This is a genomic window from Comamonas sp. 4034, from assembly GCF_050434545.1.
In the GTDB taxonomy this organism is placed as follows: Bacteria; Pseudomonadota; Gammaproteobacteria; order Burkholderiales; family Burkholderiaceae_C; genus Comamonas; species Comamonas odontotermitis.
Genome location: NZ_JBNDIT010000005.1, coordinates 163,093 through 188,126, shown reverse-complemented (window position 1 = coordinate 188,126; position 25,034 = coordinate 163,093). Strand labels below are relative to the sequence as shown.

The following is a 25,034-nucleotide window of genomic DNA, read 5'->3' as shown; positions in this document are numbered from 1 at the left end:
ATCACTTTGCCGCTGCGTCTGCACTCTTCTTGGCGGAGGTCTTGGCCTTGGTCAGCTGCGCCTTGGCTTCTGCCTTGGCATACATCTCGCCCAAAGCGCGCTTGTACTCGGTCGGGAAGACCTTGACGAACTTGGCACGCGAAGCCTCCCAGTGGTCGAGCAGTTCGCGGGCGCGCTTGCTGCCCGTCCAGCGCAGGTGGTCGGCCAGCAGTTGCTTGAGTTGGGCTTCGTCGGTCTGTCCATGGTGCCAGACGGCCTTGTCGATGGAGGCCTCCTGCTCCGCCTGCGGCAGCACCTTGTCCAGCGCCACCATCGCGGTGTTGCAGCGGCTGGCAAACTGGCCGTCTTCGTCATAGACGTAGGCCACGCCGCCACTCATGCCCGCCGCAAAGTTGCGGCCGGTCTTGCCCAGCACCAGCACGGTGCCGCCGGTCATGTATTCGCAGCCATGGTCGCCCGTGCCTTCCACCACCGCCGTTGCACCCGACAGGCGCACGGCAAAGCGCTCACCGGCCACGCCGCTGAAGAAGGCTTCGCCCGTGGTTGCGCCGTACATCACGGTGTTGCCGACGATGATGTTCTGGTGCGCATCGCCACGGAAATCGAGGCTCGGGCGCACCACCACACGGCCGCCGGACAGGCCCTTGCCGGTGTAGTCGTTGGCATCGCCAATCAGGTACAGGGTGATGCCGTTGCAGAGGAACGCGCCAAACGACTGCCCGCCTGTGCCTTCCACGCGGATGTGGATGGTGTCGTCCGGCAGGCCTTCGGGGTGCACCTTGGTGACCGCGCCCGAGAGCATGGCGCCCACGGTACGGTTGACGTTGCGCACGGTCTCCAGAATCTTCACGCGCTCGCCCTTGTCGATGGCGGGGCGCGATTTCTCGATCAGGATGTTGTCGAAGGCTTTTTCCAGGCCGTGCTCCTGCTCTTGCGTGTGGAACAGCGGCACATCGGCACCCACCTCGGCACGCGCCAGCAGGCGGCTGAAATCCAGGCCCTTGGCTTTCCAGTGAGTGATGCCGGCCTTCATGTCGAGCAGGTCGGCGCGGCCGATCAGGTCGTCGAACCTGGCGATGCCCAGCTGGGCCATGATCTGGCGCGCTTCTTCTGCAATGAAGAAGAAGAAGTTCACCACGTGCTCGGGCTTGCCGCTGAATTTCTTGCGCAGCTCGGGGTCTTGCGTGGCAACGCCCACCGGGCAGGTGTTGAGATGGCACTTGCGCATCATGATGCAGCCTTCCACCACCAGCGGCGCCGTGGCAAAGCCGAACTCATCGGCACCCAGCAGCGCACCGATCACCACGTCGCGGCCGGTCTTCATCTGGCCATCTGCCTGCACGCGGATGCGGCTGCGCAGGCCGTTGAGCACCAGGGTCTGCTGGGTTTCGGCCAGGCCGATTTCCCATGGCGAGCCCGCATGCTTGATGGAGGACCAGGGCGATGCGCCCGTGCCGCCATCGTGGCCGGCGATCACCACGTGATCGGCCTTGCACTTGGCCACGCCTGCGGCAATCGTGCCCACGCCGACTTCGGACACCAGCTTGACGCTGATCGACGAATGCGTGGCGACGTTCTTGAGGTCGTGAATGAGCTGTGCCAGGTCTTCGATCGAATAGATGTCATGGTGCGGCGGTGGCGAGATCAGGCCCACGCCGGGCACCGAGTAGCGCTGCTTGCCGATGTATTCGGACACCTTGCCGCCAGGCAGCTGGCCGCCTTCACCGGGCTTGGCGCCCTGGGCCATCTTGATCTGGATCTGGTCAGCCGACGCCAGGTACTCCGCCGTCACACCAAAGCGGCCCGATGCCACCTGCTTGATCTTGGAGCGCAGGCTGTCGCCTTCCTGCAGGACGTAGTCGGACTCGATCTGATCCTTGCCGATGACCGATGCCAGGCTCTCGCCCTTCTTGATCGGGATGCCCTTGAGCTCATTGCGGTAGCGTGCGGGGTCTTCGCCGCCTTCGCCGGTGTTGCTCTTGCCGCCGATGCGGTTCATCGCCACTGCCAGGGTCACATGGGCTTCGGTGCTGATCGAGCCCAGCGACATGGCGCCGGTGGCAAAGCGCTTGACGATCTCGGCCGCCGACTCGACCTGCTCGACCGGAATGGCCCGGGCCGGATCGATCTTGAACTCGAACAGGCCGCGCAAGGTCATGTGGCGCTTGCTCTGATCGTTGATGAGCTGCGCGTATTCCTTGTAGGTGTTGAAGCTGTTCGAGCGCGCCGAGTGCTGCAGCTTGGCAATCGCATCGGGGCTCCACATGTGCTCTTCGCCACGGGCGCGCCAGGCGTATTCGCCGCCGGTATCCAGCATGGTGGCCAGCACCGGGTCATCGCCAAACGCGGCCTTGTGGCGGCGGATGGCCTCTTCGCCGATCTCGAACACGCCCAGGCCTTCCACGCGGCTGGAGGTGCCGGTGAAGTACTTGTCGATGGTCTCGCTGTTGATGCCGACGGCCTCGAACAGCTGCGCACCGCAGTAGGACATGTAAGTGGACACGCCCATCTTGGACATGATCTTGGACAAGCCCTTGCCGATGGCCTTGATGTAGTTGTAGATCGCCTTGTCTGCCGACAGGTCACCGGGCAGGTGCTTGTGGATCGAGGTGATGGTCTCCAGCGCCAGGTAGGGGTGCACGGCTTCGGCACCGTAGCCGGCCAGCACGCCGAAGTGGTGCACTTCGCGGGCGGTGCCGGTCTCCACCACCAGGCCGCACGCAGTGCGCAGGCCTTCGCGGATCAGGTGCTGGTGAATGGCCGAGAGCGCCAGCAGTGCCTGGATGGCCACGCGGTTCTTGCTGACTCCCTTGTCGCTGATGATCAGGATATTGTGGCCGGTCTTGATGGCGTCCACAGCCTGCGCGCACAGCGAGGCCAGGCGCGCTTCCACGCCTTCGCTGCCCCACTCGAGCGGATAGGTGATGTCGAGCACCGCCGAATTGAACTTGCCGGCCGTGTGCTCGCGGATGTTGCGCAGCTTGACCATGTCGGCAAAATCGAGCACCGGCTGCGTCACTTCCAGGCGCAGCGGCGGGTTGACCTGGTTGATGTCCAGCAGGTTGGGCTTGGGGCCGATGAAGGACACCAGGCTCATCACGATCGCTTCACGGATCGGGTCGATCGGCGGGTTGGTCACCTGCGCGAACATCTGGCGGAAGTAGTTGTAGAGCGGCTTGTTCTTGTCAGACAGCACGGCCAGCGGGCTGTCGTTGCCCATGGAGCCGATGCCTTCCTCGCCGTTGGCAGCCATGGGGCTCATCAGGAACTTGATGTCTTCCTGCGTGTAGCCAAAGGCCTGCTGCAGATCCAGCAGCTCGGGCGAATCCTGCTCGTCGGCAATGGCGCCGAACTCCTGCGAGGCCTGGGCCTGCTGGTCGATCTGCGACTCGCCTGCCACGGGGGTTTCCACATCATCCAGGCGGATGCGCAGGTCTTCGATCCAGCGCATGTAGGGCTTGGCGTTCGTCAGCGACGACTTGACTTCCTCGTCGTCGATCAGACGACCTTGATCCAAGTCAATCAAAAACATCTTGCCCGGCTGCAGGCGCCACTTCTTGACGATCTTGTGCTCTGGCACGGGCAGCACGCCCGATTCGGAACCCATGATCACGAAATCGTCGTCGGTCACGCAGTAGCGCGCGGGGCGCAGGCCATTGCGGTCCAGCGTGGCGCCGATCTGGCGGCCATCGGTGAATACGATGGAGGCCGGGCCGTCCCAAGGCTCGATCATCGAGGCGTGGTACTCGTAGAACGCGCGGCGGCGCTCGTCCATGGTGGTGTGCTGCTCCCAGGGCTCGGGGATCATCATCATCACCGCCTGCGCCAGCGGGTAACCCGCCATGGTCAGCAGTTCCAGGCAGTTGTCGAAGGTGGCGGTGTCGGACTGGTGCGCAAAACTGATCGGGTAGAGCTTTTGCAGATCGTTGCCCAGCACGGGCGAGCTCATCACGCCTTCACGGGCGCGCATCCAGTTGTAGTTGCCCTTGACGGTGTTGATTTCACCGTTGTGCGCCACATAGCGGTAAGGGTGGGCCAGCGGCCACTCGGGGAAGGTGTTGGTGGAGAAGCGCTGGTGTACCAGACCCAGCGCCGATACACAGCGCTCGTCTTCCAGGTCGCGGAAGTAGGTGCCCACCTGGTCGGCCAGCAGCAGGCCCTTGTAGATGACGGTGCGGCTGCTCATGCTGGGCACGTAGTACTCTTTGCTGTACTTGAGCTGCAGGTTCTGGATGGCGGCGCTGGCCGTCTTGCGGATCACGTACAGCTTGCGCTCCAGCGCATCCTGCACGATCACATCGGCGCCACGGCCAATGAATACCTGGCGGATGATCGGCTCTTTCTCACGCACGGTGGGCGACATCGGCATGTCGCGGTTCACCGGCACATCGCGCCAGCCCAGCAGCACCTGGCCCTCGGCCTTGATCGCGCGCTCCAGTTCTTCTTCACAGGCCAAGCGCGATGCGTGCTCCTTGGGCAGGAACACCATGCCCACGCCATATTCGCCAAAAGGCGGCAGGGTTACGCCCTGGGCAGCCATTTCGTCGCGGTAGAGCGCATCCGGCAGCTGGATCAGAATACCCGCGCCGTCGCCCATCAGCTTGTCTGCACCGACTGCGCCGCGGTGGTCGAGGTTTTCGAGAATCTTGAGAGCCTGGGTCACGATGGCATGGCTCTTGTGGCCCTTGATGTGTGCCACAAAGCCAACGCCGCAGGCGTCGTGTTCCATTGTCGGGTCGTACAGACCCTGAGCTTGCATGTGCTCGCGTGCAGATGCCACCATGGCGCAATCCTTCAAATAATCTATCGCGGGAAGGCCAATGTAGAGCAGCAGGTAATACCCGAGCAAGAACTTTATTCAGGGTCAGATACCTATTTATTTGACATTGAATTTTCAAAAATTAAATTGGGGACATATTAAATTCAAAAAAAAAAGATGTTGATTTATATGGATTTCATGAATTTATTCGACCTTGACCGGCTGCAGGCGCGGTCGCCCCGCACTCTTTTTGTGCAGACGCCGCTCGGTCGTGGACTGGAGCTGCTGCACAAAAGCGTCGTCTCCCAGTGCCCAACCGCCATTGACGGCCGCCTCCAGAGCCTTGGATTCCCGTTGCGACAAGCCTTGCGCCAGCAAGCGCGCGTATTCCGCCTCGCGCGCAAACGGGGTATTGCCCAAGGCCCAGAAGGCAGCGGGGTCGCGCAACCACGGGATGTTTTTTGCACCTAAATGGTGCGCGCAGCTGGACCAGGGGTAATCTGCAGCCTGCACCGCCTGCCCTGCCCGCTGGGCACAGGTGTCAATGTAGATGATGCATTGCAGCAACGGTGCCGCTGGCTCCACCACGGTGGAGCGATAGCGCCCTTCCCACAAAGTGCCGGTGCGCACATGCCGTGCGTTGAAGTAGCGCACATAGGCCCGGCCCAGCGCCTGCATCAACTGCGGCAGGCCTTGCTCGGTCTGCGGAGTAACCAGCAGTTGGAAATGATCGGGCATCAGCACAAAGGCATGCACCGCGACCAGATGCGTCTGCGCCAGTTGCTGCAGCAGCTCGACAAAAGTCTGGTAATCGTCCGCGTCCACAAACACCGTTTGCCGGTTGTTGCCCCGGTGCAGCACATGGTGTGGCAGGTTGGGAATGGTGAGACGGGGAAGGCGGGCCATGGGGGTCAATCAATGCGTGGTCGATGCGGGATCTGGCATGGAGATTATCCGTGCCTGCGCCCGGCGGGTGCAAAAACAACCCGCCGCGCCGCTTCGCGCCTCCAACCAGCCAGCAGCTACCAGCTGGTGATGCCCAGCACCAGCAGCAGTGCAAGGCAGGTGCCCGCCAGCCCCAGTGCCAGCAGACGCGGGCCGTGCAGCTTGGTCCACAGCAGAAAGCCAGTGAGCGACAAGGCGATCAGCGCGCCCGCCAGGGTGTCGGTGAGCAAAATCCAGGCCACGCTGGCGCCCGCGCCGGTGTGCAACCGAACCAGCTTGCCCAGAAAATTCGGATCGGTGCGCTCCACGCTGACGGAGAGGTTGCCCACCCAGTACTCTGCATTGACCACGGCGCGCGGCGTGTTGAACGCGATTTGCCAATGCTCTGGCTGCGTAGCCCCGGGCCAGGGCGCGGGACCTGCGGGCTCCACCTTCTTGCGGTGCGGCTCGCGGTTGAGGGCTATCGATTGCTTCAGGTACGCCGCCAGTTCATCGACCGTGGCGGGCGGTGGAGACGGCAGCTCCAGCTGCCATTGGGTTTTGGCGTAGCTGGTTCCCGGCACCTTCATGGTGGCGCGGTGGTTCAGGAAAAAGCCGGTCAGTCCAAACAGCAGGCCCATCACTGCGCCCCACACCCCCAGCCATGCGTGGGTGCGCCGCAACCATTTCAGTACCGCTGGGCGGTGCCAGCGCCGCGGCACAAAGAGGTGGCCGCCCGCTGGCTGCGGGCGCTTGCCAGATGGCGCTGGAGCTTGCTGAAAACCAAGGCGCACGCCGTGCTGCGCGTGGCCGCTTGCGGGGGGAGTCATGGAGCGCAGATGGTTCAGAAGCGGTAACGAGCGACCAGTTGCACCGAGCGCGGCGCGCCGGGCAGGTTGAGGTTGGGACTGGAGCCGTGGCCTGCCACGATGTAGCGGCGATCAAAGATATTGTTCAGCTTCAACTGCAGATCCACACCGTTCATGCGGTAGTACCCCATGGCGTCCACCGTGGTGTAGCCCGGCAAGGTGACGGTATTGCCCGGGTTGGCAAAGCGCGCACCCACATAGTTCACGCCGCCGCCAATGCCAAAGCCGTTGCCTAGCGCCTTGGTCAGCCAGACGTTGGCGCTGTGCCGGGGCGTGAGCGTGGGCCGCTTGCCTTCCACGGGCTGGCCCGCATCCTTGGCAGGCGACGAGGTCATTTCCCCCAGCAGATAGGCGTAACCCGACCAGATCTGCAAGCCATAGGGCAGGTTGCCCGCCAGACTCAGCTCCAGCCCGTTGGTGCATTGCACGCCCAGCGGAACCACCTTGTTCGTCACCGCATCCACGCTTTTGATATTGGTGCGCTCCACCTGGAACAGCGCCGCAGTCGCCGTTGCCTTGCCTTCCAGCACATCCCACTTCACACCCACCTCCTTGCTGGTGGTCATCTCGGGCGCGAGCTGCGCGTTGTTGGCTGCCAGTGCAAAGGTCTCACCAGACGGCTGGAACGATTTGCTGTACGAGGCGTAATACGACAGCGCGGCGCTGGGCTGGTACACCACACCCACCCGCGGGCTCCAGGCCACATCGGTGCGCGCCAGATCGGTGTTGGCTGGCAGCAGGTCATCGGTCTCCTGGCGGAAACGGTCGTACCGCACGCCCGCCAGCAGCTTCCACTGCGGCGCCAGGCTCACCAGGTCTTGCACATAGGCGCTGGCCACATTGAACACGCTGTTGTTGTTGGCGCCAGGTGCTGCCGTCAACTGCGGTGGCACCACGGGCAGCACCGGCTTGAACAGGTCGATGGTGCCCGGCACCGCCTGGCTGATGTTGAGCAGCGCCTTCTTCTGCCGCCCCAGCTCCAGCCCGTACAGCATCTGGTGCTGCATGCCCGCCAGCTGTAGCTTCTGCGTGAGTTCCGTCTGGTTGAAAAAGCCGTGCTCGCCCCGCTCCACATGGCCCCGGGTCAGTGTTGCGGTTTGGGCGGCCTCGTTCACCGAGCCCACCAGGGTGTTGCTGCGGTCCAGAGAATAGTCGTAGTAGCGCAGCGCATTGCGCAGGCTCAGGTTGTCGTTGAACCGGTGGTTGAAGGTGGCGGAGAACGAGCTGACCTCGCTGGTACTCACATCTGCCTGCCGCGCATTGGCTGCGCCATAGTAGGTGCCTGGCGATACATTCACGGGCCGCCCCTGGTAGGCGGGCACGCCGAAGTCGGTGATGCGGCTGTCCTTGAGGTAATCGGCCTGCAGCAGCAGATTCGTGTCGGCGCTGAATTTGAACAGCACCGAGCCTGCCAGCGCCTTGCGATCGAGAAACTGCGGATCACGGTAGCTGTCGGCGCGCTCCAGTGCGCCCGTCAGGCGGTAGGACACCACGCTGTCCGCAGGCGCGCGCGCAATGTCGAACTCCCCCCGACGCTGCTTCCAGCTGCCCAGGGTCAAGCCCACTTCGTTCAGGTTGGCGCCCGGCTTTTTGGTGATGCGGTTGATGAGCCCGCCCGATGATCCGCGCCCATACAGCACCGATGCCGGGCCCTTGAGCACTTCCACCTGCTCGATGTTCGACAGATCCCGAAAGTACAGCGCGTCATCGCGCATCCCATCGACAAACTGGTCCGCAATCGCCGAAAAGCCCCGGATGGTGACCTGGTCGCGCTGCCCGTCGCCGTGCGACATGCCAATGCCGGGCACGGCCTTGAGCACATCCTGCATGGATTGCGCCGCCTGGTCGCGCATCAGGGTCTGTGGCACCACGTTCACGGTCTGCGGAATATCACGCAAAGGCGCTTCGATCTTGGTGGCGCTGGTGGCGGTGACTGCGTCGTAGCGCGCTTCGGCTTCTGCACTGCCCTGCACGCGCACCTCTTCGAGCGTGGCTTCGGCAGCAGGTGCGGTGGATGAAGCAGGTGCAGGAGGTGCAGGAGGTGCAGGAGGTGCCGACTGTGCCTGCACGCAAGTGGAAAACAGGGCCGCAGCTGTTGCAGCCCAGGGTTTGAGGGGGTGAGCCATTTCGATTCCTGTTATGGGTTGGCACGAATCTGGTCTGGCTGCAGGGGGCGGGAAGCCCGGCTTGTCTTGCTACTACCGAGAAAGCCCGCACATATTAATGAGAAATGATTCCCATTTGTGAAGAATTGCTGAATTTGTGTGAACCCATTCATAGCAAGCCCCAGAATGGCATGCTCGTGAGCCCGCTCGCATGTGGCGCCATGGCCCGCCACCCATTAGGATGCCCACGACACAGAAACACCGCTGGAGACCCGATGCACCCTTGGATACGCGCATTCGCATTCACCACCTCGATCATTGGCGCCACCGCAGCGTGGGCCGCACGCGACTTCACACCGCAGGCAGGCACCTGGGTAGTGAGCAGCGAAGTAGACGGCAAACCCGGGCGCGGCCTGGCCATCGACGTGCAAGGCAACACCTTTTTCATGCAGGTGTTCGGCTATGAAAAGAACGGCAACGCCACGTTCTATACAGCTACAGGCACATTGGATGGCACCACTGTGACCGCGCCACTGATTCGATACAAGAATGGCCGCAGCTTTGGCAGCGAGGCGCGCGATGCGGAACAGGACAGCTCATCTGGCGATGTCACCGTTTCGTTCAGCAACGGGCTCAAAGGGACCGTGCAGTTTCCCGGCGAAGCCCCTGCTGCGATAGAGCGCTTTCTGGTGAAGGATTTCACGCCCAGCATCAGCAATCCGCTGGCACAGATCGGAAACCGAGGCATGCATCTTCTGGTTCTGGATGATGCACTGCAGGTGATGCAATACTTCTCGGCAATGCTGACACGCAACGCAGAAGGCCAGACGGAAATCGCGCTGACCAGCCCCCCTGATAGCGCAGCCCAAACTCTGCCCTGCGCCGTGGATTTTGATCTTGCTCAGTTTCAGTGCAACGCCGCCAACGCAGTCAGCGGCGGCGTCAAAAGCCTGCGGTTGCGGCTGGCAGCAGGTCAGGTTTCAGGCGCCATCACCTTGTCGAATACCCCCGCGCATCCGCTGCCAGTCATGGGGCAGATCAGGTCTGCATACGACAGGAATACTGTTGCCAATGGAGTCCGAGCATGGGTACAACAGAACTACTGGGAACTCACTGCGCCAGGCGCCACGATCACAGGGATTCCCCGTGCGTATTTCCATCAGTTGATGCCGGTGAATGGCACCTGGATTGTGACCGATGAGTTGACCGGCAAACCCGGGCGCGGCCTGGCGCTGGATGTGCAGAACAGCACGATGGTGTTGCAGGTCTTCAACTATGGTGCCGACGGCCAACCCACTTTCCACATGGGCAGTGGCACCTACGCCAGTGCGGGGGCCGATACCCTCGCATCGCGTGCAGACCTGAGCCTGGACCGCTATGCCGACGGGCGCAGCCTGGGTGGACCGCCTCAACCTGCGCATTGGCAAGACAATGCAGGCGTGGTGACCGTAGAGCTCTCCTTGAAGGAGACGACGCCCGCCAGGCATTTTTCACAGCGTGGCACGGTGACCTTTCCCGGAGAAGCGCCCCGCGCCATACAGCGCCTGCAACTGGATGCTCCTCCAGCCTTGGCGGACCGCCTGTTTGGCGAATGGTACGACCCCATACAGGCAACGCACATCGTGTTCAACCAGGAAGAGAATGGGCTGGTGAAGTCTGCCGATGGGTCGCTGGCCTGCGCGTATGGCTCCACCGAGCGACCCACTTGGGTGCGATGCAAGCACGCAGATGGCCGGATCATTGTTTTTCCATTGCCGCTCCTGAACCAGGGCAGCACGTGGATCCAGATTCGTGACCGGTTTGGCAATCTGCAAGGCCTTGGCAAGCTGGATCAATGATCCATTGCATGCTTTGCTCTTATTTTTGACAATGCAACGCTTTGCTGTTGTGCACAAGCGGCTGCTTTCATCCCCAACCATCGCCCAGCAGGATCAGCCCCGCACCGCACCCGCCCGTGCTGCGCCTGATCCAGCCCGGTAGCCCAGCAGCGCCGACACGCGCCCAGCCGCCTGAAGCAGCTGTGGCAGCAACTCCTGGCGCATGATCTCGGGCGTGGTGCGGTTGGCCTGGCCGCTGATGTTCATCGCAGCAACCACCTTGCCTGCTGCATTGCGGATGGGGGCTGCGACCGAGGTCAGGCCCTCCTCCAGCTCCTGGTTCAGCAGGCACCAACCCTGCACGCGTACCTGGCCAATCTGTGCCAGCAGCGCATCGTCGTCCTGCACCGTCAAGCGGGTGAACTGGCTGCGGTCGCGTGTTTCAAGCAAATGCTGCAGCTCGTGCGCGGGCAGTTCGGCCAGCAGCACGCGTCCCAGCGACGTCCAGAACGCAGGCAGGCGCGAGCCGATGCCCAGGTTGGTGCTCATGATCTTGTGGGTATGCACGCGCATCACGTACACCACGTCCTGCCCGTCCAGCACCGCGATGGAGCAGGATTCATGCACCTGCTCCACCAGCGCGTCCATCACCGGCTGGGCGCTGTGCCACATCGGCATGGATGTCAGGTAGGCAAAGCCGAGATCGAGAATTTTCGGCGTCAGCTCGAATGCCCGGCCTTCCATGCGCACGTAGCCCAGGGTGTGCAGCGTCAGCAGGATGCGGCGTGCGCCCGCGCGGGTCAGGCCCGTGGCGTCCGCCACCTCAGTGAGCGTCTGGCGCGGCGCGGCAGCACCAAAGCTGCGGATCACTTCCAGCCCGCGCGCAAAGGATTGCACGTAGCTGTCACTGGGGCGAAGGGTCTGGTCGTCGTCTTTCATAGCGATCTCTGCGGCAAGCGCAACATGGCAGCAAGGTGGTGCGCAGCCATGGCTGCAAAACTGCAAAAGTCAGTCACCAAGGCGTCGGTGGCAGTGGAACCGAAAGTCTATAATTCTTTTATCGAACTATTGTTCTATATACGAACATTTTGGTCAATCCCCAAGGCCGCAAAAGTCACCCAGGCACCAGCGTCGCCATCGTGCCTGATGCACTTCTGTGGTCACATGGGGCCAAGCGCTGCCGAACCGGATGGCAGCACGGGTTTCTACTGACAGGAGACAGCGGATGATCAACAAGATTTCGGACTCGGTGGCCGAATCGCTCAGCAAGGTCCAGGACGGCTCGACGGTGCTGATCGGCGGTTTTGGCACAGCCGGCATTCCCTCGGTGCTGATCGACGGGCTGATCGCCCAGGGCGCGCGCGAGCTGACCGTGGTGAACAACAACGCGGGCAATGGCGACACGGGCCTGGCAGCCCTGCTCAAGACGGGCGCTGTGCGCAAGATCATCTGCAGCTTTCCGCGCCAGGTGGACAGCTATGTGTTTGACGGGCTGTACCGCAGCGGCAAGATCGAACTGGAAGTCGTGCCCCAGGGCAATCTGGCCGAGCGCATGCGCGCAGCAGGTGCCGGCATTGGCGCCTTTTTCTGCCCTACGGCCTACGGCACCGAGCTGGCAGCAGGCAAGGAAACGCGCGAGATCAATGGCAGGCACTACGTGCTCGAATACCCCATCTACGGCGATGTGGCCCTCATCAAGGCCGAACAAGGCGACCGTTGGGGCAATCTCACCTACCGCAAATCGGCGCGCAATTTCGGCCCGGTGATGGCGGCAGCGGCCAAGTACACCGTGGCCACCGTGCACGAGATTGTGGAGCTGGGCACGCTGGACCCGGAAGCCGTCGTCACCCCCGGCATCTATGTCAACCAGGTGATCAAGATCGACCGCGTGGCCACGCAGGCCGTCGGCATCAAACAGGCTGCCTGATCGGCCGCAGCGCAGGAGATAACACCATGAGCAGCTACCAAAAACGCACCAAGGATGAGCTGGCCGCACGTGTGGCGCAGGACATCCATGACGGCGCCTACGTCAACCTCGGCATCGGGCAGCCGACCGCGGTTGCCAACCACATTCCCAAAGACCGCGAAGTGATTCTGCAGTCGGAAAACGGCATCCTCGGCATGGGGCCGGCCCCAGCGGCTGGCGAGGAAGACTACGACCTGACCAATGCCGGCAAGCAGCCCGTGACGCTGCTGGCGGGCGGCTGCTACTTTCACCATGCCGACAGCTTTGCGATGATGCGCGGCGGCCACCTCGACATTTGCGTACTGGGAGCCTTTCAGGTGGCTGAAAACGGCGACCTGGCCAACTGGAGCACCGGCGAGCCCGGCGCCATTCCTGCCGTGGGCGGCGCGATGGATCTGGCCATCGGTGCCAAGCAGACCTGGGTGATGATGGATCTGCTGACCAAGAAGGGCGAGAGCAAGATCGTCAAGCAATGCAGCTACCCGCTCACCGGCATCGGCTGCGTCAAGCGCATCTACACCGATGTGGCAACGATCGAAGTCACGCCCCAGGGCCTCAAGCTCATCGACACCGTGCCCAGGCTGGACAAGCCCGCACTGGAAGAAATGATCGGCCTGCGCCTGCTCTAACCCCTTTTCATCGACACACATTTAGGAGACCACCATGACCGACGCATTCATCTGCGATGCCATCCGCACCCCTTTTGGCCGCTACGGCGGCGCGCTTTCCGGCGTGCGCACCGATGACCTGGGCGCAGTGCCCATCAAGGCGCTGATGGAGCGCAATCCCGGCGTGGACTGGAAGGCAGTGACCGACGTGATCTACGGCTGTGCCAACCAGGCCGGTGAAGACAACCGCAACGTGGCACACATGTCGAGCCTGCTGGCCGGCCTGCCTGTGGATGTGCCCGGCGCCACCATCAACCGCCTCTGCGGCTCCGGGCTGGATGCCATCGGCACCGCTGCCCGCGCCATCAAGGCGGGCGAAGCGCGCCTGATGATTGCAGGCGGTGTCGAATCGATGAGCCGCGCACCGTTTGTGATGCCCAAGGCGGAATCGGCCTTCAGCCGCAGCAATGCGGTGTATGACACCACCATCGGCTGGCGCTTCATCAACAAGCAGATGAAGGCGCAGTACGGCGTGGACTCCATGCCCGAGACGGCAGAGAACGTCGCGGATGACTTCAAGATCGAACGCGAAGCGCAAGACCGCATGGCGCTTGCATCGCAGCAAAAAGCCGCCGCCGCCATTGCCGCAGGCTACCTGGCCCAGGAAATCGTGAACGTCGTCCTCCCGCAGAAGAAGGGCGACCCCATCGTTGTGAGCCAGGACGAGCACCCCCGCGCCACCACAATCGAAGCGCTCGCCAAGCTCAAAGGCGTGGTGCGCGAGGGCGGCACGGTAACAGCGGGCAATGCATCGGGTGTGAACGACGGCGCCTGCGCCCTGCTGCTGGCCAACGCCGAAGCCGCCAAACAATACGGACTGACCCCCAAGGCGCGCGTGGTGGGCATGGCCACTGCCGGCGTGGCGCCGCGCATCATGGGTTTTGGCCCGGCACCTGCAGTGCGCAAGGTGCTGCAGCTCACGGGACTGACCCTGGACCAGATGGACGTGATCGAACTGAACGAAGCCTTTGCCGCGCAAGGCCTGGCCGTGCTGCGCGATCTGGGCCTGGCCGATGACGACAAGCGCGTCAACCAGTGGGGCGGCGCGATTGCCCTGGGCCACCCGCTGGGCGCATCGGGCGCGCGCCTGGCGACCACGGCAGTCAACCAGCTGCACACGCTGGGCGGCCGCTACGCGCTGTGCACCATGTGCATTGGCGTGGGCCAGGGTATTGCGGTGATTCTGGAAAAGGTCTGAAAACCTTTCCCCGGCGCACACCAGCACCTCCCTGATGACGGCCGAAAGGCCGTTTTTTCATTGAGATAATTCAACAAAAAGAAGTTCCAGCGCACTACCATCAGGCGCCAAAGGCTATTAAATAAATAGCAATCTGCATGCTTGGGATGGCACGTGGCAGTGCCCCCCATTTCGTTTACGGCGCAAGCCCGTTCTGCGCCAGTGTCTGCGCCATCGCCTGCTGCAGCCAGGCATGTACCTGCGCGGTACGCGCATCTTCCAGCCCGCGCGCATGGATCAGCACATAGCCGGAGCCATCTGCGCGCCAGCCCAGCGGGGCCACCAGGCTGCCTGCCTGCACGGCGGCATCGGCCATGTACACCGACGCCAAGGCCACACCCAAACCGCTGATGGCGGCCTGCAGGCACAGATAGAAATGCTCCAGCACCATGCGTTGCGGCAAGTCTGCCGGGCGGTTGCCCGCCGGGCTGCCAGCCCACCAGTTGGCCCATGCCTGCGGGCGCGTGGCGGAATGGAGGGCCACGCGTGCGGCAGAAGGCTTTGCACCCGCCGAATCAGGCAATAACCAATGTTGTGCAAGCGCTGGCTGGGCCACCGGCCCCATGTATTCCGGCGCAACGGCATGCACCTGCCAATGCGGTTGCAGCGCAAAATCGTTGCGGCGCAGGGCGAGGTCTATGCCATCCCGCCCAAAATCCACCGCACCACCGCCCGCCACCAGGTGCAATTGCACGCCAGCGCACGCCGCCTGCAATTGCGGCAGACGGGGAATGAGCCAGTGCATGGCCAAGGTTGGCTCGCACGACAGCACCAGCGGACGCGTGGCTACAGGCGCGCGCACGGCATCCACAGCCTGTGCCAGGGTCTGCAGCGCCTGCGTGCAGGCTTGGTGCAGTTGCTGGCCAGCAGCGGTGAGGTGTACGCCCCGGTTGCGCCGCTCGAACAAGGCCACGCCCAGCGCCTCTTCCAATTGCCGCAACTGCTTGCTGACGGCACCTTGCGTCACGTGCAAGGCGTCTGCCGCCCGCACCACAGACCCCATGCGCGCCACTGCCTCAAAGGCCTGCAGGCTTTTCAACGGTGGAAGGCGCTCCGAATTCATTGAGTTTTTCTCATCTTTCTTGCAGAGAATAAATCGATATTCTTTCTTTTGTACCTCTTTCACAATGCGCCTCATCATTGAATTGAAGGAATGCATATGGAATGGCTCGCAGTGATCAGCATCACTATTTTGGCAGTCATCAGCCCCGGGCCCGATTTTGCGATGGTGACGCGCTGCAGCCTGCTGTATGGCAAGCGCATCGGCATGCTGGTGGCCTGGGGCATTGCCCTGGGGGTGCAGGTGCATGTGTGCTACAGCATGCTGGGCGTGGCTTGGCTGCTGCAGCATTCGCCCGCGTGGTTTACGGCCTTCAAGCTGGTCGGCGCAGCCTACCTGGTTTGGGTGGGCTGGCAGACTTTGCACAGCCCTGCTCTGCCCGCAGTGGTGGATGGGCCTGAAGGCAACCACAGCCCGGCGCAGACCAGTACCATGGGGCCCTGGGCGGCAGTGCGCACCGGCTTTTTCACCAACGCGCTGAACCCCAAGACCACCTTGTTTGTGGTGAGCGTCTTCTCGCAGGTGGTTCAACCGGGCTCGCCGTCATGGGTGCTGGTGAGCTACGGCCTGTTCATCTCTGTCGCGCATGGCGCGTGGTTCACGGCGGTGGCCTGTGTGCTGGCCACACCGGCGATCCGCAATCGCGTGCTGCAGAAGGCGCAATGGCTCAACCGGGGCATTGGCGCGGTCTTGATGGCGATGGGCATCGCACTGGCCTTGGCGCGCTGATACATCAGTAAAAAGAGCTTTCTGCGCAATGGCGACATGCGCAGAAAGCTCTTGTTTTGATAGCAAATAAGGCTATGCTTGCTGGATATCTGCAGCAGCTGGCGAAGGGTAGCGGTGCTGCAGCAAGGTATCGAGGCCAAACTCGGCAAGCAACTGCTGCAGCCGCTCGGCCGCGCTGCGCTTTTTCTGGCCGGTGTAGCGCGCCAGAATCAACTCGTTCTTCATGCTGTGCTCCCAGCCCACCAGCTCGGTCACCGTCACCTGGTAGCCCTGGCTTTCCAGGTACAGGCAGCGCAGCACATTGGTGATTTGGCTGCCTATCTCGCGCGTGTGAATGGGGTGGCGCCACAGTTCGGCCAGCGGCGTGCGCGACAGCTGCAACGCCTTGTTCTGGCGCAGGCAGGCTGCCACCTCGGCCTGGCAGCAGGGCACCAGCACCATGGCCCGGGCCTTTTTCTCCAGGCCGAAGGCAATGGCATCGTCAGTGGCGGTATCGCAGGCATGCAGGGCGGTCACGATGTCAAAGCGCTCAGGCATGGTGTCGGCACGGGTGGAATCGGCCACCGACATGTTCAAAAACGCCATGCGCTCAAATCCCAGGTCTGCGGCCAGCTGTTGCGACGCATCGACCAGGGGGGCGCGCGTTTCAATGCCGTAAATGCGACCGCGACCCAGTTGCTTGAAAAACAGGTCGTACAGGATGAAGCCCAGGTAGGACTTGCCCGCGCCGTGGTCGGCCAGGCTCACGGCGTGCTCGTTCTGCGACAGCTCGGCCAGCAGGGGCTCGATGAATTGGTAGAGGTGGTAGACCTGCTTGAGCTTGCGGCGCGAATCCTGGTTCATCTTGCCGTCGCGCGTGAGGATGTGCAGCGCCTTGAGCAGTTCGATCGACTGCCCGGGCTTGAGACCCAGTTGCTCGGCAATGTCCTGCACCACAGGCTGCTTTTTGCCAGCGGTGTTCACGTCACGCTGGGGCTTGGTCTTTGTCATCAATCGGCTTTCTGATCGTCGGCATTGCCTGCTGCGGCATTTTTTTGCGATTCCTTGTGAGGAAAGGGGCAACGCGCACCCACACCCAGATCCAGCCAGCCCTCGAGGCCCAGTTGATCGAGCGTGTCCATGTTCTTTTCGTAGATCGACTCTGCCTCGGGAAACACTTCGACGGCCTTGTCGATGCTGTCTTCGCGCAGCAGATGCAAGGTGGGGTACGGCGAGCGGTTGGTGCAGTTGGTCACATCGTCCACGTCCGTCCCCTCGAACTGGTAGAGCGGATGGAATGACGCTACCTGCAGAATGCCGCCCAGATCCAGCTCGTCGATCATGTCGTCTGCCAGCTCCAGGAATTCGTTGAAATCCAGAAAATCATGCAACGCATACGGCAGGATCAGCAAGGTGGTGTCGCGCTTTTCGGGGTTGGCCTCGGCCAGGGCCTCCAGTTCGCGGTGCAGTGCCTGGGCCACGCCCTCCACGTCGTCGGCGTCGCTGACGGTGTAATGGATCTGCCCTTTGACATGCACGCCCTTGGCAAACGGGCACAGGTTGAGGCCGATCACCGCCTTCTCCAGCCAGTTCACGGTGTCGGCAATCACGACTTCGTGCATGGATGTGCCTTGCGCAGGCGTCGCGTGGTCATCGGTCATGGCGGGCTTTCTGGTGGGTATTGTGTAGGTATTCGCAGACGGCGCAGACAGGCGGTGCACAGCGGCGTCGGCAGCCTGCAGGGCTTACAGGAGCGTGTCTACGCTCCCAGGGCTGCAGGGCAAGGCGGAATTGGGCACATTGTAGCGATTGCGCTTTTCTCGCCCATGGCAGTAGAGCAATCGCTCGCTTGCGCAGCGGCGCTCAACAGGCTCCGAGCCTGCACGGTGGGCGGCTATTCGCCCGTTGCAAGCGCATGCCTACGCCGTCAAAACCGCTATTCCGTCAATAGCTGCTTGCCGGTCAAGCGCTCATGCTCACGCAGGGCATAGCGGTCTGTCATGCCAGCGATGAAATCGGCTACCACGCGCGCGCAGTGAGCCTGCTCCAGGCCCTGGGCCCGCGCGGCATAGCGCGGCTTCATCTCCTGGGGCCGGGCCAGGTAAATATCAAACAGCTCGCGCACCACGATCTTGGCGCGGCTGGTGGTATCCACCACCTGGGGATGGCGGTAGAGGTTTTGAAACAGAAAGCGCTTGAGCGCTGCAGATTCCGCGCGCATGGCATCGCTGAAGCCAACGAGTGGCGGCAGCGACCGCACCGCATCGGCGCTTGCGGGCTGCGCAGCCTGCAAAGCGGCCCCCGTGTTGCGGATCACGTCGTACACCTGCTCGCTGAGCATGCGGCGAATGGCCTCGTACAGCCAGCGGCGCTGCCAGTTGATCTCCTGCAGTTGCGGATGTTCGTGCACCGCTTCGTCCGCATAGCGTGCAAACAGCGGAATCTCCATCAGTTGCTCAACGGTAATGAGCCCTGATCGCACGCCATCATCCACATCATGTGCGTTGTAGGTGATCTCGTCGGCGAGGTTGGCCAGTTGCGCCTCCAGCGCGGGCTGCCCGCCCACCAGAAAGCGGTGGCCTATGCCACCGGGCTCCCGCGCCTCCAGCTTGCGGGCGTTGGCGGCAGAGCAGTGCTTCAAGATGCCCTCGCGCGTTTCAAAACACAGATTGAGGCCGCTGTAGCCGGGGTAGCGCTCTTCCAGATCGTCCACCACGCGCAGGCTCTGCAGGTTGTGCTCAAAACCGCCAAAGCCTGCCATGCAAGCGTTGAGTGCATCCTGCCCAGCGTGGCCAAATGGCGTGTGCCCCAAGTCGTGTGCCAGGCAAATGGCTTCGGTCAGGTCTTCGTTGATGCGCAGTGCGCGCGCAATGGAACGGCCCAGCTGAGCCACCTCGATCGAATGGGTCAGCCTTGTCCGAAACAGGTCGCCTTCGTGGTTCAGGAACACCTGGGTCTTGTAGACCAGGCGGCGAAACGCAGAGGAATGCACGATGCGGTCGCGGTCGCGCTGAAACTCGCTGCGCGTGGGCGCGGCATCCTGCGCATGGATACGGCCCTTGCTGAGGTGCGAATAGCAGGCATACGGCGCAAGCCCGGCCTCGGTCCATACAGGAGATAAATCTACGGCCTGCATGCTACCCTTTCCATCAACCTCGGGATGCGACCAATCGCGAGAGAAAACCGCATACCGCATCACCGCTGGCAGCTGTTTTGCAGAAAGACGCCGTCATGCCGCGCAGCAGGTATCGATGACTTCGCGCACCAACGCATCAGGCGCCTCACGCACCACGGCTTTGCCCGGGCCATCAATCAACACAAAGCGGATGGCGCCCGCCTGCGATTTCTTGTCGAGACGCATCAACTGCAGGTAGCGCCCGGCGTTGTCCTGCGTATCCAGAATAGCACCCCGTACCGGCAGCCCTGCCCTCTCGATCAAGACCCGCAGGCGCTGCACAAAAGCGGAATCCACCAGGCCAAGGCGCTGCGACAGCTCAGCGGCCATCACCATGCCGGCCCCCACGCCTTCGCCATGCAGCCACACGCCATAGCCCATGCCCGCTTCGATGGCATGGCCAAACGTATGGCCAAAGTTCAAAATGGCGCGCAGATCGGCTTCCTTCTCGTCCTTGGAGACGACGTCGGCCTTGATCTCGCAACTGCGGCGCACGGCATGGGCCAGGGCTTGCTTGTCGCGTGCCATCAGCGCATCCATATTCGCTTCCAGCCAATCCATGAAGGCCATATCGGCGATTGGCCCATACTTGATCACTTCTGCCAGCCCGGCGCTCAACTCGCGCGCAGGCAAGGTGTCGAGCGAATCGAGATCGCACACCACCAGTTGGGGCTGGTAGAACGCACCAATCATGTTCTTGCCCAGCGGATGATTGATGCCGGTCTTGCCTCCCACCGATGAATCCACCTGGGACAGCAACGTGGTTGGAACCTGCACAAAAGGCACTCCGCGCATGAAGCTCGCGGCAGCGAAGCCCGTCATGTCCCCCACCACGCCACCACCGAGTGCAAACAGGACCGTCTTGCGATCGGCACCGCTTTGCAGCAAGGCATCGAAAATGGTTTGCAGGGTGTGCCAGTTCTTGTGCGCTTCACCATCGGGCAGCTGCAGCATCTGCACCTGCGGATAGCGGCCCGAAAGCGCGCGCTGCAGCCGCTCGGCATACAACGGTGCCACAGTTTCATTGCTGACAATCAGCGCCTGTGCCGCCTTGGGACAAGCCGCAAACGTGTCTGCCAACGACATGGCGCCACCAGCAATCACGATGGGATAGGAACGATCACCCAGATCGATATGGACAGTTTCGGTCACGGTTGATGAAGCTAATGATGGGTAACTGGTGATTATCTTATCCGGCTCCAGTCCTTTTAACAGCCTGGACTTGATGGATATCGGCCTGCCTTGCCTGGGCTCTGCAGCACGTCAGTCTGTGTGACGTCAATCCGCACTCCGTGCCGACAACATGCCTCAGCAAATCGCAGATTTATGTTGAAGCCAGAGAACCTCTCTACCAATGCAGACCCCAGGCAGAATACGGCAATGACATGTATACCCATGTTAGCGCTCTTCGCGTAGGGCGCCACCCCATGGTGTCAATCCCTTGCCACTACGGCTTCGTTGCCGCCCCTGCCATGGGAACCACGCCCGCGAGCTCGGCCTGCATTGTCACTTTGCGCACCACCTGCGCGGTCGAGCAGCGCACGGTGTCAATGACGAAATGCGCTGTCTCCTCATACAAAGGCGCGCGCACCGCCAACAAATCTCGCAAGCGCTTGAGCGGATCTTCGCCCTGCAGCAACGGCCTGCTGGTGTCATTTCGCAAGCGGCGGGCGATGTCTTCAGGGCTGGATTGCAAGTAGAAAACCGTAGTATTTGCATGCAACACGGCGCGGTTCTCAGCTCGCAGCACCGCTCCGCCCCCCGTTGACAGCACACAGGCTGGCTGCCCACGCGCAAGATCGGCAAGAACTTCCGCTTCCGCATCCCTGAAAGCCTGCTCGCCATGGGCTGCAAAAAAATCCTTGATGGCGCAGCCCAGGCGACGCTCCAACACAAGATCTGAATCCACGAACTCCACGCCCCAATTGCGGGCGAGCTGACGGCCAATTGTGGATTTTCCAGATCCCGGCAATCCAATAAAACACACGGAAAGCACCATCATCCTGCCTCGCAACACCAATAACACATCATAAACGAGCCCAAACAGGCATAAAAAAACCTCCGGGTGCACCGGAGGTCTTGGAACTAAATAGGTCGATTACTTTTCTTCGGCTTTGCAAGACTCTGTCGAGTCAGTGATGGTCACCCTCACTTCGCGTGTCACCGAACTGGTCGCATTCTTCGCAATTACCTGGAAGTTGTATTCGCCGACTTCAGTGCAGGTCAGCAGCCTGCCCGACGAAATAACGCCAGTGGGGCTCACAGTCAACCAGCTTGGCCCACCTATCAACGACCAAGTCACATTGTCGCCGGTTGCAGAGAACGCATACAGATATGACGATCCGACCTCTTGAGTAGGCAGAGGACATTTTGCTGCAGAAGAGCTGCAGCCATTGATGCTAAACGCCACAGGAGCATCAGGCACCGTTACCTTGATGACCAAAGTACCGGTTGCTGTAACACCATTCGCATCCTTCACCGTCACAACAGCGTTGTAATCCGCCGCCTTGCTCACCTTGGGCGTGCCAGAAATCAGGCCCGAAGGGCTCAATGTCAATCCGGGAGGCAAAGTAGACGTAGCAGACCACGTATATGGTGCAACTCCTCCTGTCGCAACCACGGCTTGAGCAAATGCCTCACCGCTTATGGCATTCATGGTCAATTGCGTTGCGTCAACAGCCAAGGCAGAGGTCGCAATATCATCAATGACTTGAATCACAGCGTACTGGGTAATGGCGTCCTGAATACCGTTAGACACGTCATTGTCAAAGCGGTCAACAGTCAGTTGCAGAAGCAAGGCGCCCGTAGCAGGACCACTCGCCACCGAGAACTGGCCAATACCATTGGCCGTGCTGACTTGCATGGAGCCGCCACTGTTCTGGCCATTAGCCATCAAACGCGCGCCAGAAGACGTGCCGTTTGGAATGATGGCAACTTGCAGATTAGGCTTGCCAGCGTTGGTGATTGGCTGGTTAGCGTCATTGCGAACCGTCACCTCTACCGCCACTTGATTAGGAATATTATTGACGTTGTTGCGCGCTCCCAGATAATTGGTTTTTGCAGCGAAAGTCACGCCAGCGGGAGTCGCAGTGCTTCCACCACCAACCTTTACCGTCACAGAACTCGCATACACCTTATTGTCCCGAGGATCTGTTACAGAACAGACAACCACCACATCGCCTGCAATATCCTTGGATATCACGTGAAAAGATGCACCACCGGAATTGGAGCCAAGTGTAATAGAGCGGTATGAACCGGGCACCTTCATTTTACCGCCCTTGCCATCATCCACCTCAACCGTGTGCTCATCTTTGCCGTCGAGATAGTACAGCGAGCCAGAATCCAGCCCAGAAGTAACATTGCACCCAAAAGCATTATCTGCCTTATCAGGAATAGGGCTGCCACCCTCGTTCGCCTGCACATAAAGCGTCGACATATAGGGATAGTAATCCCCTACAAAACCAGGAAGAGCCGAGTTCAGGTTAACCGGAACTGAAGTCTTCGAGGCATTTAATTTAATCGAATATTGCAGTTGCGTGTCGCCGCCACTACCACCACCGCCACCGCATGCAGCCAATACCAATGGCGCAAGCAAAATAAATGGCTTAAATAACTTTTTCATACATCTCCCCGATTAATCAACGCATTTCACCACGATCCGAAATCATTTTCGGCGTAATAAATACCAACATCTCACGCTTTTCCGATTCACGGACATTATTTTTAAATAAATTACCAATTACAGGAACATCACCCAGCAACGGTATTTTATTGGTAGTTTGCGTTTCCTGCAATTCAAAAATACCACCGATTACTACAGTACCGCCATTCTCCACCAAAACCTGGGTCTTGATATGCTTGGTATCAATGGCAGGGCCGGCAGTGGTATCTGCACCTTTGGAATCTTTGGAAACATCCAGATCCAGAATAATATTACCTTCTGGCGTAATTTGCGGAACCACCTCCAACTTTAAGACCGCTTTCTTGAATTCAACCGTCGTAGCACCATTCTGCGCAGAATTCTGGTACGGTATTTCCGTACCTTGTTCAATCAAAGCCTTTGTCTGGTCTGCAGTAATCAGCCGTGGGCTGGAAACAATTTTCCCCTTCCCATCAGCCTCCATTGCAGACAGTTCGAGCGACAAAAATCGATTCGCTGCAGAATTAAAAATAGAAAGGGCAAAAGAACCATTTGCCGCACCTGTAGAAAGCGCTGCCGCAGGCAGGTTAATAAAATTACCACCCGTATTATTCGTGCCACCCATGCCCGTCGTGCCTACTGCATTGTCGTAGCTGGTACCAAAACCTACACGATTACCACCACCCAATGAGTAGCCACCATCACCGCCTCTGGCAGCCCGCATATCACCGCCGCCAAGACGAACGCCCAACGACCGCCCAAAGGTGTCGCGAGCCTCCACAATTCGAGCTTCAATCAAGACTTGACGAACCGGTACATCCAGTGTCACAAGCAAACGCCGAAACTCTTCTAGTTTAGCAGGAACATCGGTGATGAAAAGCTGGTTGGTCCGCGGTTCCGCAATGGCTGAGCCTCGCACAGTGAGGAACCTGCTTTGATTCCCCGAAGCTCCACCATTTCCTGTATTAGTGGTAATTTGTTTCAGCAAATCAGTAGCTTTTGCATAATTCAGCTGAAATGACTGCGTCTGCAAAGGCGTTTTTTCTTCCAACTTTGCGACTGCATCAAAGTCCTTTTGAATACGCTCATCAATCTCGTCCTTGGGAGCAATCCAAAGCACGGTTCCGGACTTGCGCATTCCCAGACCCTTGGCATCCAGAATAATCTGGAGGGCCTGGTCCCAGGGCACATCCTTCAATCGCAATGTCAACGATCCATTGACAGTATCTGATGTGACGATATTGAAGTTGGTGAAATCTGCAATCACCTGCAGCAGAGAGCGCACTTCAATATTCTGGAAACTCAGCGACAGCTTTTCTCCGGTGAATGTTCCACCAGATCCCAGCTTGTTGGGATCAGACTTGCGTTGACGAATTTCAACGACAAACTGGTTGTCGCTTTGGTAGGCGCTATGCTCCCATTCGCCCGTGTTCTTCAAGTCGACATAGGTGGCATTACCGGCTTGGCGAGAAGATATCATCCGGACAGGCGTGCCGAAATCGGATACATCCAGCTTTCGCCGCAAACCCTCGGGCAGCGTCGTGTGCTGCAACTCCAAGGTCAATCCATCCGCCATCTTGGCAATGTTCACCCCAACCCGGTTGTTGGGCAGAGCGATGACCAAGCGTCCGGCACCATCGGTTCCGCGACGGAAATCAACATCAGACAGAGGCTGCGAGAACGCGTTGCCGTCAGCAGAAAATTGCTGATCCTGCTGAGTGGCCGTCACTTTCTTGGCGGCTGGCTCGATGGCAACCAACAGATCTTTCCCACTGACTTCTGTCTTGTAGGTGGTACTTTCTTTCAGATTCAGTACCAGTCGCGCCTTGGTATCGGTTTCCACCACGTTCAATGAGCGCAGATTTCCCTGGTTGAGTTCGATGCGGTTGCTGGGCAAAGCGCTCTTGAAGCCGGGCAGATCCAGCACGACGCGCGCAGGAGATTGGATGCTGAAGGTCTCGGGCAGTGCGAGAGGCGCGCCGTCCGTCTCAATCTTGACGAGTTCCACGCCATCACGCACAACGGTGGAGACGCTGTTGATCTTGCCTTGTGCCAGCACCGAGGCAGGCAACAGCAGCATCGCTGCCAGCGGCAGCAGAAGAGTGA

General features: G+C 60.6%; 18 protein-coding genes. 5 read left to right on the top strand and 13 right to left on the bottom strand.

Features of this window, described 5'->3' with window-relative positions; translation table 11 throughout:
- Position 1: 1 nt before the first annotated feature.
- The 4 genes from ABIE32_RS07570 to ABIE32_RS07555 form a co-directional block, all read right to left on the bottom strand.
- Positions 2–4,783 carry a glutamate synthase-related protein gene (locus tag ABIE32_RS07570; RefSeq protein ID WP_224150228.1) on the bottom strand — a complete coding sequence of 1,594 codons (4,782 nt, stop codon included), beginning with the start codon at positions 4,781–4,783 and terminating at the stop codon, positions 2–4.
- A gap of 180 nt (positions 4,784–4,963) precedes the next feature.
- Positions 4,964–5,665 carry a transposase gene (locus tag ABIE32_RS07565; protein WP_429015048.1) on the bottom strand — a complete coding sequence of 234 codons (702 nt, stop codon included), beginning with the start codon at positions 5,663–5,665 and terminating at the stop codon, positions 4,964–4,966.
- Positions 5,666–5,781: 116 nt separating this feature from the next.
- The gene (locus ABIE32_RS07560; protein WP_429015046.1) at positions 5,782–6,513 is read right to left on the bottom strand and encodes a PepSY-associated TM helix domain-containing protein; all 732 of its coding nucleotides are present in this window, start codon (positions 6,511–6,513) and stop codon (positions 5,782–5,784) included.
- Positions 6,514–6,527: 14 nt separating this feature from the next.
- Positions 6,528–8,678 (bottom strand): TonB-dependent receptor, encoded by a 2,151-nt coding sequence (locus ABIE32_RS07555; RefSeq protein ID WP_429015045.1) that lies wholly within the window; start codon positions 8,676–8,678, stop codon positions 6,528–6,530.
- Between the two features lie 254 nt (positions 8,679–8,932).
- Here ABIE32_RS07555 and ABIE32_RS07550 point away from each other — a divergent pair, with 254 nt between their 5' ends.
- Positions 8,933–10,495: a hypothetical protein gene (locus ABIE32_RS07550; RefSeq protein ID WP_429015043.1), complete on the top strand. Its 1,563-nt coding sequence runs from the start codon at positions 8,933–8,935 to the stop codon at positions 10,493–10,495.
- Between the two features lie 93 nt (positions 10,496–10,588).
- Here ABIE32_RS07550 and ABIE32_RS07545 read toward each other — a convergent pair whose 3' ends face one another.
- Positions 10,589–11,413 (bottom strand): IclR family transcriptional regulator domain-containing protein, encoded by an 825-nt coding sequence (locus ABIE32_RS07545; protein WP_429015042.1) that lies wholly within the window; start codon positions 11,411–11,413, stop codon positions 10,589–10,591.
- Positions 11,414–11,699: 286 nt separating this feature from the next.
- Here ABIE32_RS07545 and ABIE32_RS07540 point away from each other — a divergent pair, with 286 nt between their 5' ends.
- Genes ABIE32_RS07540 through pcaF form a run of 3 tightly spaced genes read left to right on the top strand, consistent with a single transcriptional unit; the run spans position 11,700 to position 14,306 of the window.
- Positions 11,700–12,401 (top strand): 3-oxoacid CoA-transferase subunit A, encoded by a 702-nt coding sequence (locus tag ABIE32_RS07540; protein WP_224150234.1) that lies wholly within the window; start codon positions 11,700–11,702, stop codon positions 12,399–12,401.
- Positions 12,402–12,427: 26 nt separating this feature from the next.
- Entirely contained in the window at positions 12,428–13,069 is a 642-nt protein-coding gene (locus tag ABIE32_RS07535) for a 3-oxoacid CoA-transferase subunit B (RefSeq protein WP_429015041.1), read from the top strand.
- A 34-nt stretch (positions 13,070–13,103) separates the two neighbouring features.
- A complete protein-coding gene (gene pcaF / locus ABIE32_RS07530) occupies positions 13,104–14,306 on the top strand; it encodes a 3-oxoadipyl-CoA thiolase (protein ID WP_429015040.1) in 1,203 nt (400 codons plus the stop codon).
- Positions 14,307–14,481: 175 nt separating this feature from the next.
- Here pcaF and ABIE32_RS07525 read toward each other — a convergent pair whose 3' ends face one another.
- Positions 14,482–15,408 carry a LysR family transcriptional regulator gene (locus tag ABIE32_RS07525; RefSeq protein ID WP_429015039.1) on the bottom strand — a complete coding sequence of 309 codons (927 nt, stop codon included), beginning with the start codon at positions 15,406–15,408 and terminating at the stop codon, positions 14,482–14,484.
- Between the two features lie 96 nt (positions 15,409–15,504).
- Here ABIE32_RS07525 and ABIE32_RS07520 point away from each other — a divergent pair, with 96 nt between their 5' ends.
- Positions 15,505–16,134: a LysE family translocator gene (locus tag ABIE32_RS07520; protein ID WP_429015038.1), complete on the top strand. Its 630-nt coding sequence runs from the start codon at positions 15,505–15,507 to the stop codon at positions 16,132–16,134.
- Positions 16,135–16,206: 72 nt separating this feature from the next.
- On the opposite strand, the gene ABIE32_RS07515 is transcribed toward ABIE32_RS07520, so the two are convergent.
- From ABIE32_RS07515 to pilQ, 7 genes are all read right to left on the bottom strand, one after another.
- Complete coding sequence (locus tag ABIE32_RS07515; RefSeq protein ID WP_429015037.1) at positions 16,207–17,124, bottom strand: class I SAM-dependent methyltransferase; 918 nt, start codon at positions 17,122–17,124, stop codon at positions 16,207–16,209.
- Positions 17,124–17,774 carry a DUF1415 domain-containing protein gene (locus ABIE32_RS07510; RefSeq protein ID WP_224150239.1) on the bottom strand — a complete coding sequence of 217 codons (651 nt, stop codon included), beginning with the start codon at positions 17,772–17,774 and terminating at the stop codon, positions 17,124–17,126. The genes ABIE32_RS07515 and ABIE32_RS07510 overlap by 1 nt, the downstream gene beginning before the upstream one ends.
- Before the next feature lie 275 nt (positions 17,775–18,049).
- Positions 18,050–19,249 (bottom strand): deoxyguanosinetriphosphate triphosphohydrolase, encoded by a 1,200-nt coding sequence (locus ABIE32_RS07505; RefSeq protein WP_429015036.1) that lies wholly within the window; start codon positions 19,247–19,249, stop codon positions 18,050–18,052.
- Between the two features lie 93 nt (positions 19,250–19,342).
- A complete protein-coding gene (aroB, locus tag ABIE32_RS07500) occupies positions 19,343–20,440 on the bottom strand; it encodes a 3-dehydroquinate synthase (RefSeq protein ID WP_429015034.1) in 1,098 nt (365 codons plus the stop codon).
- A gap of 295 nt (positions 20,441–20,735) precedes the next feature.
- Positions 20,736–21,290: a shikimate kinase gene (locus ABIE32_RS07495; protein ID WP_429015142.1), complete on the bottom strand. Its 555-nt coding sequence runs from the start codon at positions 21,288–21,290 to the stop codon at positions 20,736–20,738.
- Between the two features lie 96 nt (positions 21,291–21,386).
- Positions 21,387–22,910 carry a putative Ig domain-containing protein gene (locus ABIE32_RS07490; RefSeq protein ID WP_429015033.1) on the bottom strand — a complete coding sequence of 508 codons (1,524 nt, stop codon included), beginning with the start codon at positions 22,908–22,910 and terminating at the stop codon, positions 21,387–21,389.
- 16 nt (positions 22,911–22,926) lie between these two features.
- Positions 22,927–25,008: a type IV pilus secretin PilQ gene (gene pilQ / locus ABIE32_RS07485; RefSeq protein ID WP_429015141.1), complete on the bottom strand. Its 2,082-nt coding sequence runs from the start codon at positions 25,006–25,008 to the stop codon at positions 22,927–22,929.
- Between the last annotated feature and the right edge of the window lie 26 nt (positions 25,009–25,034).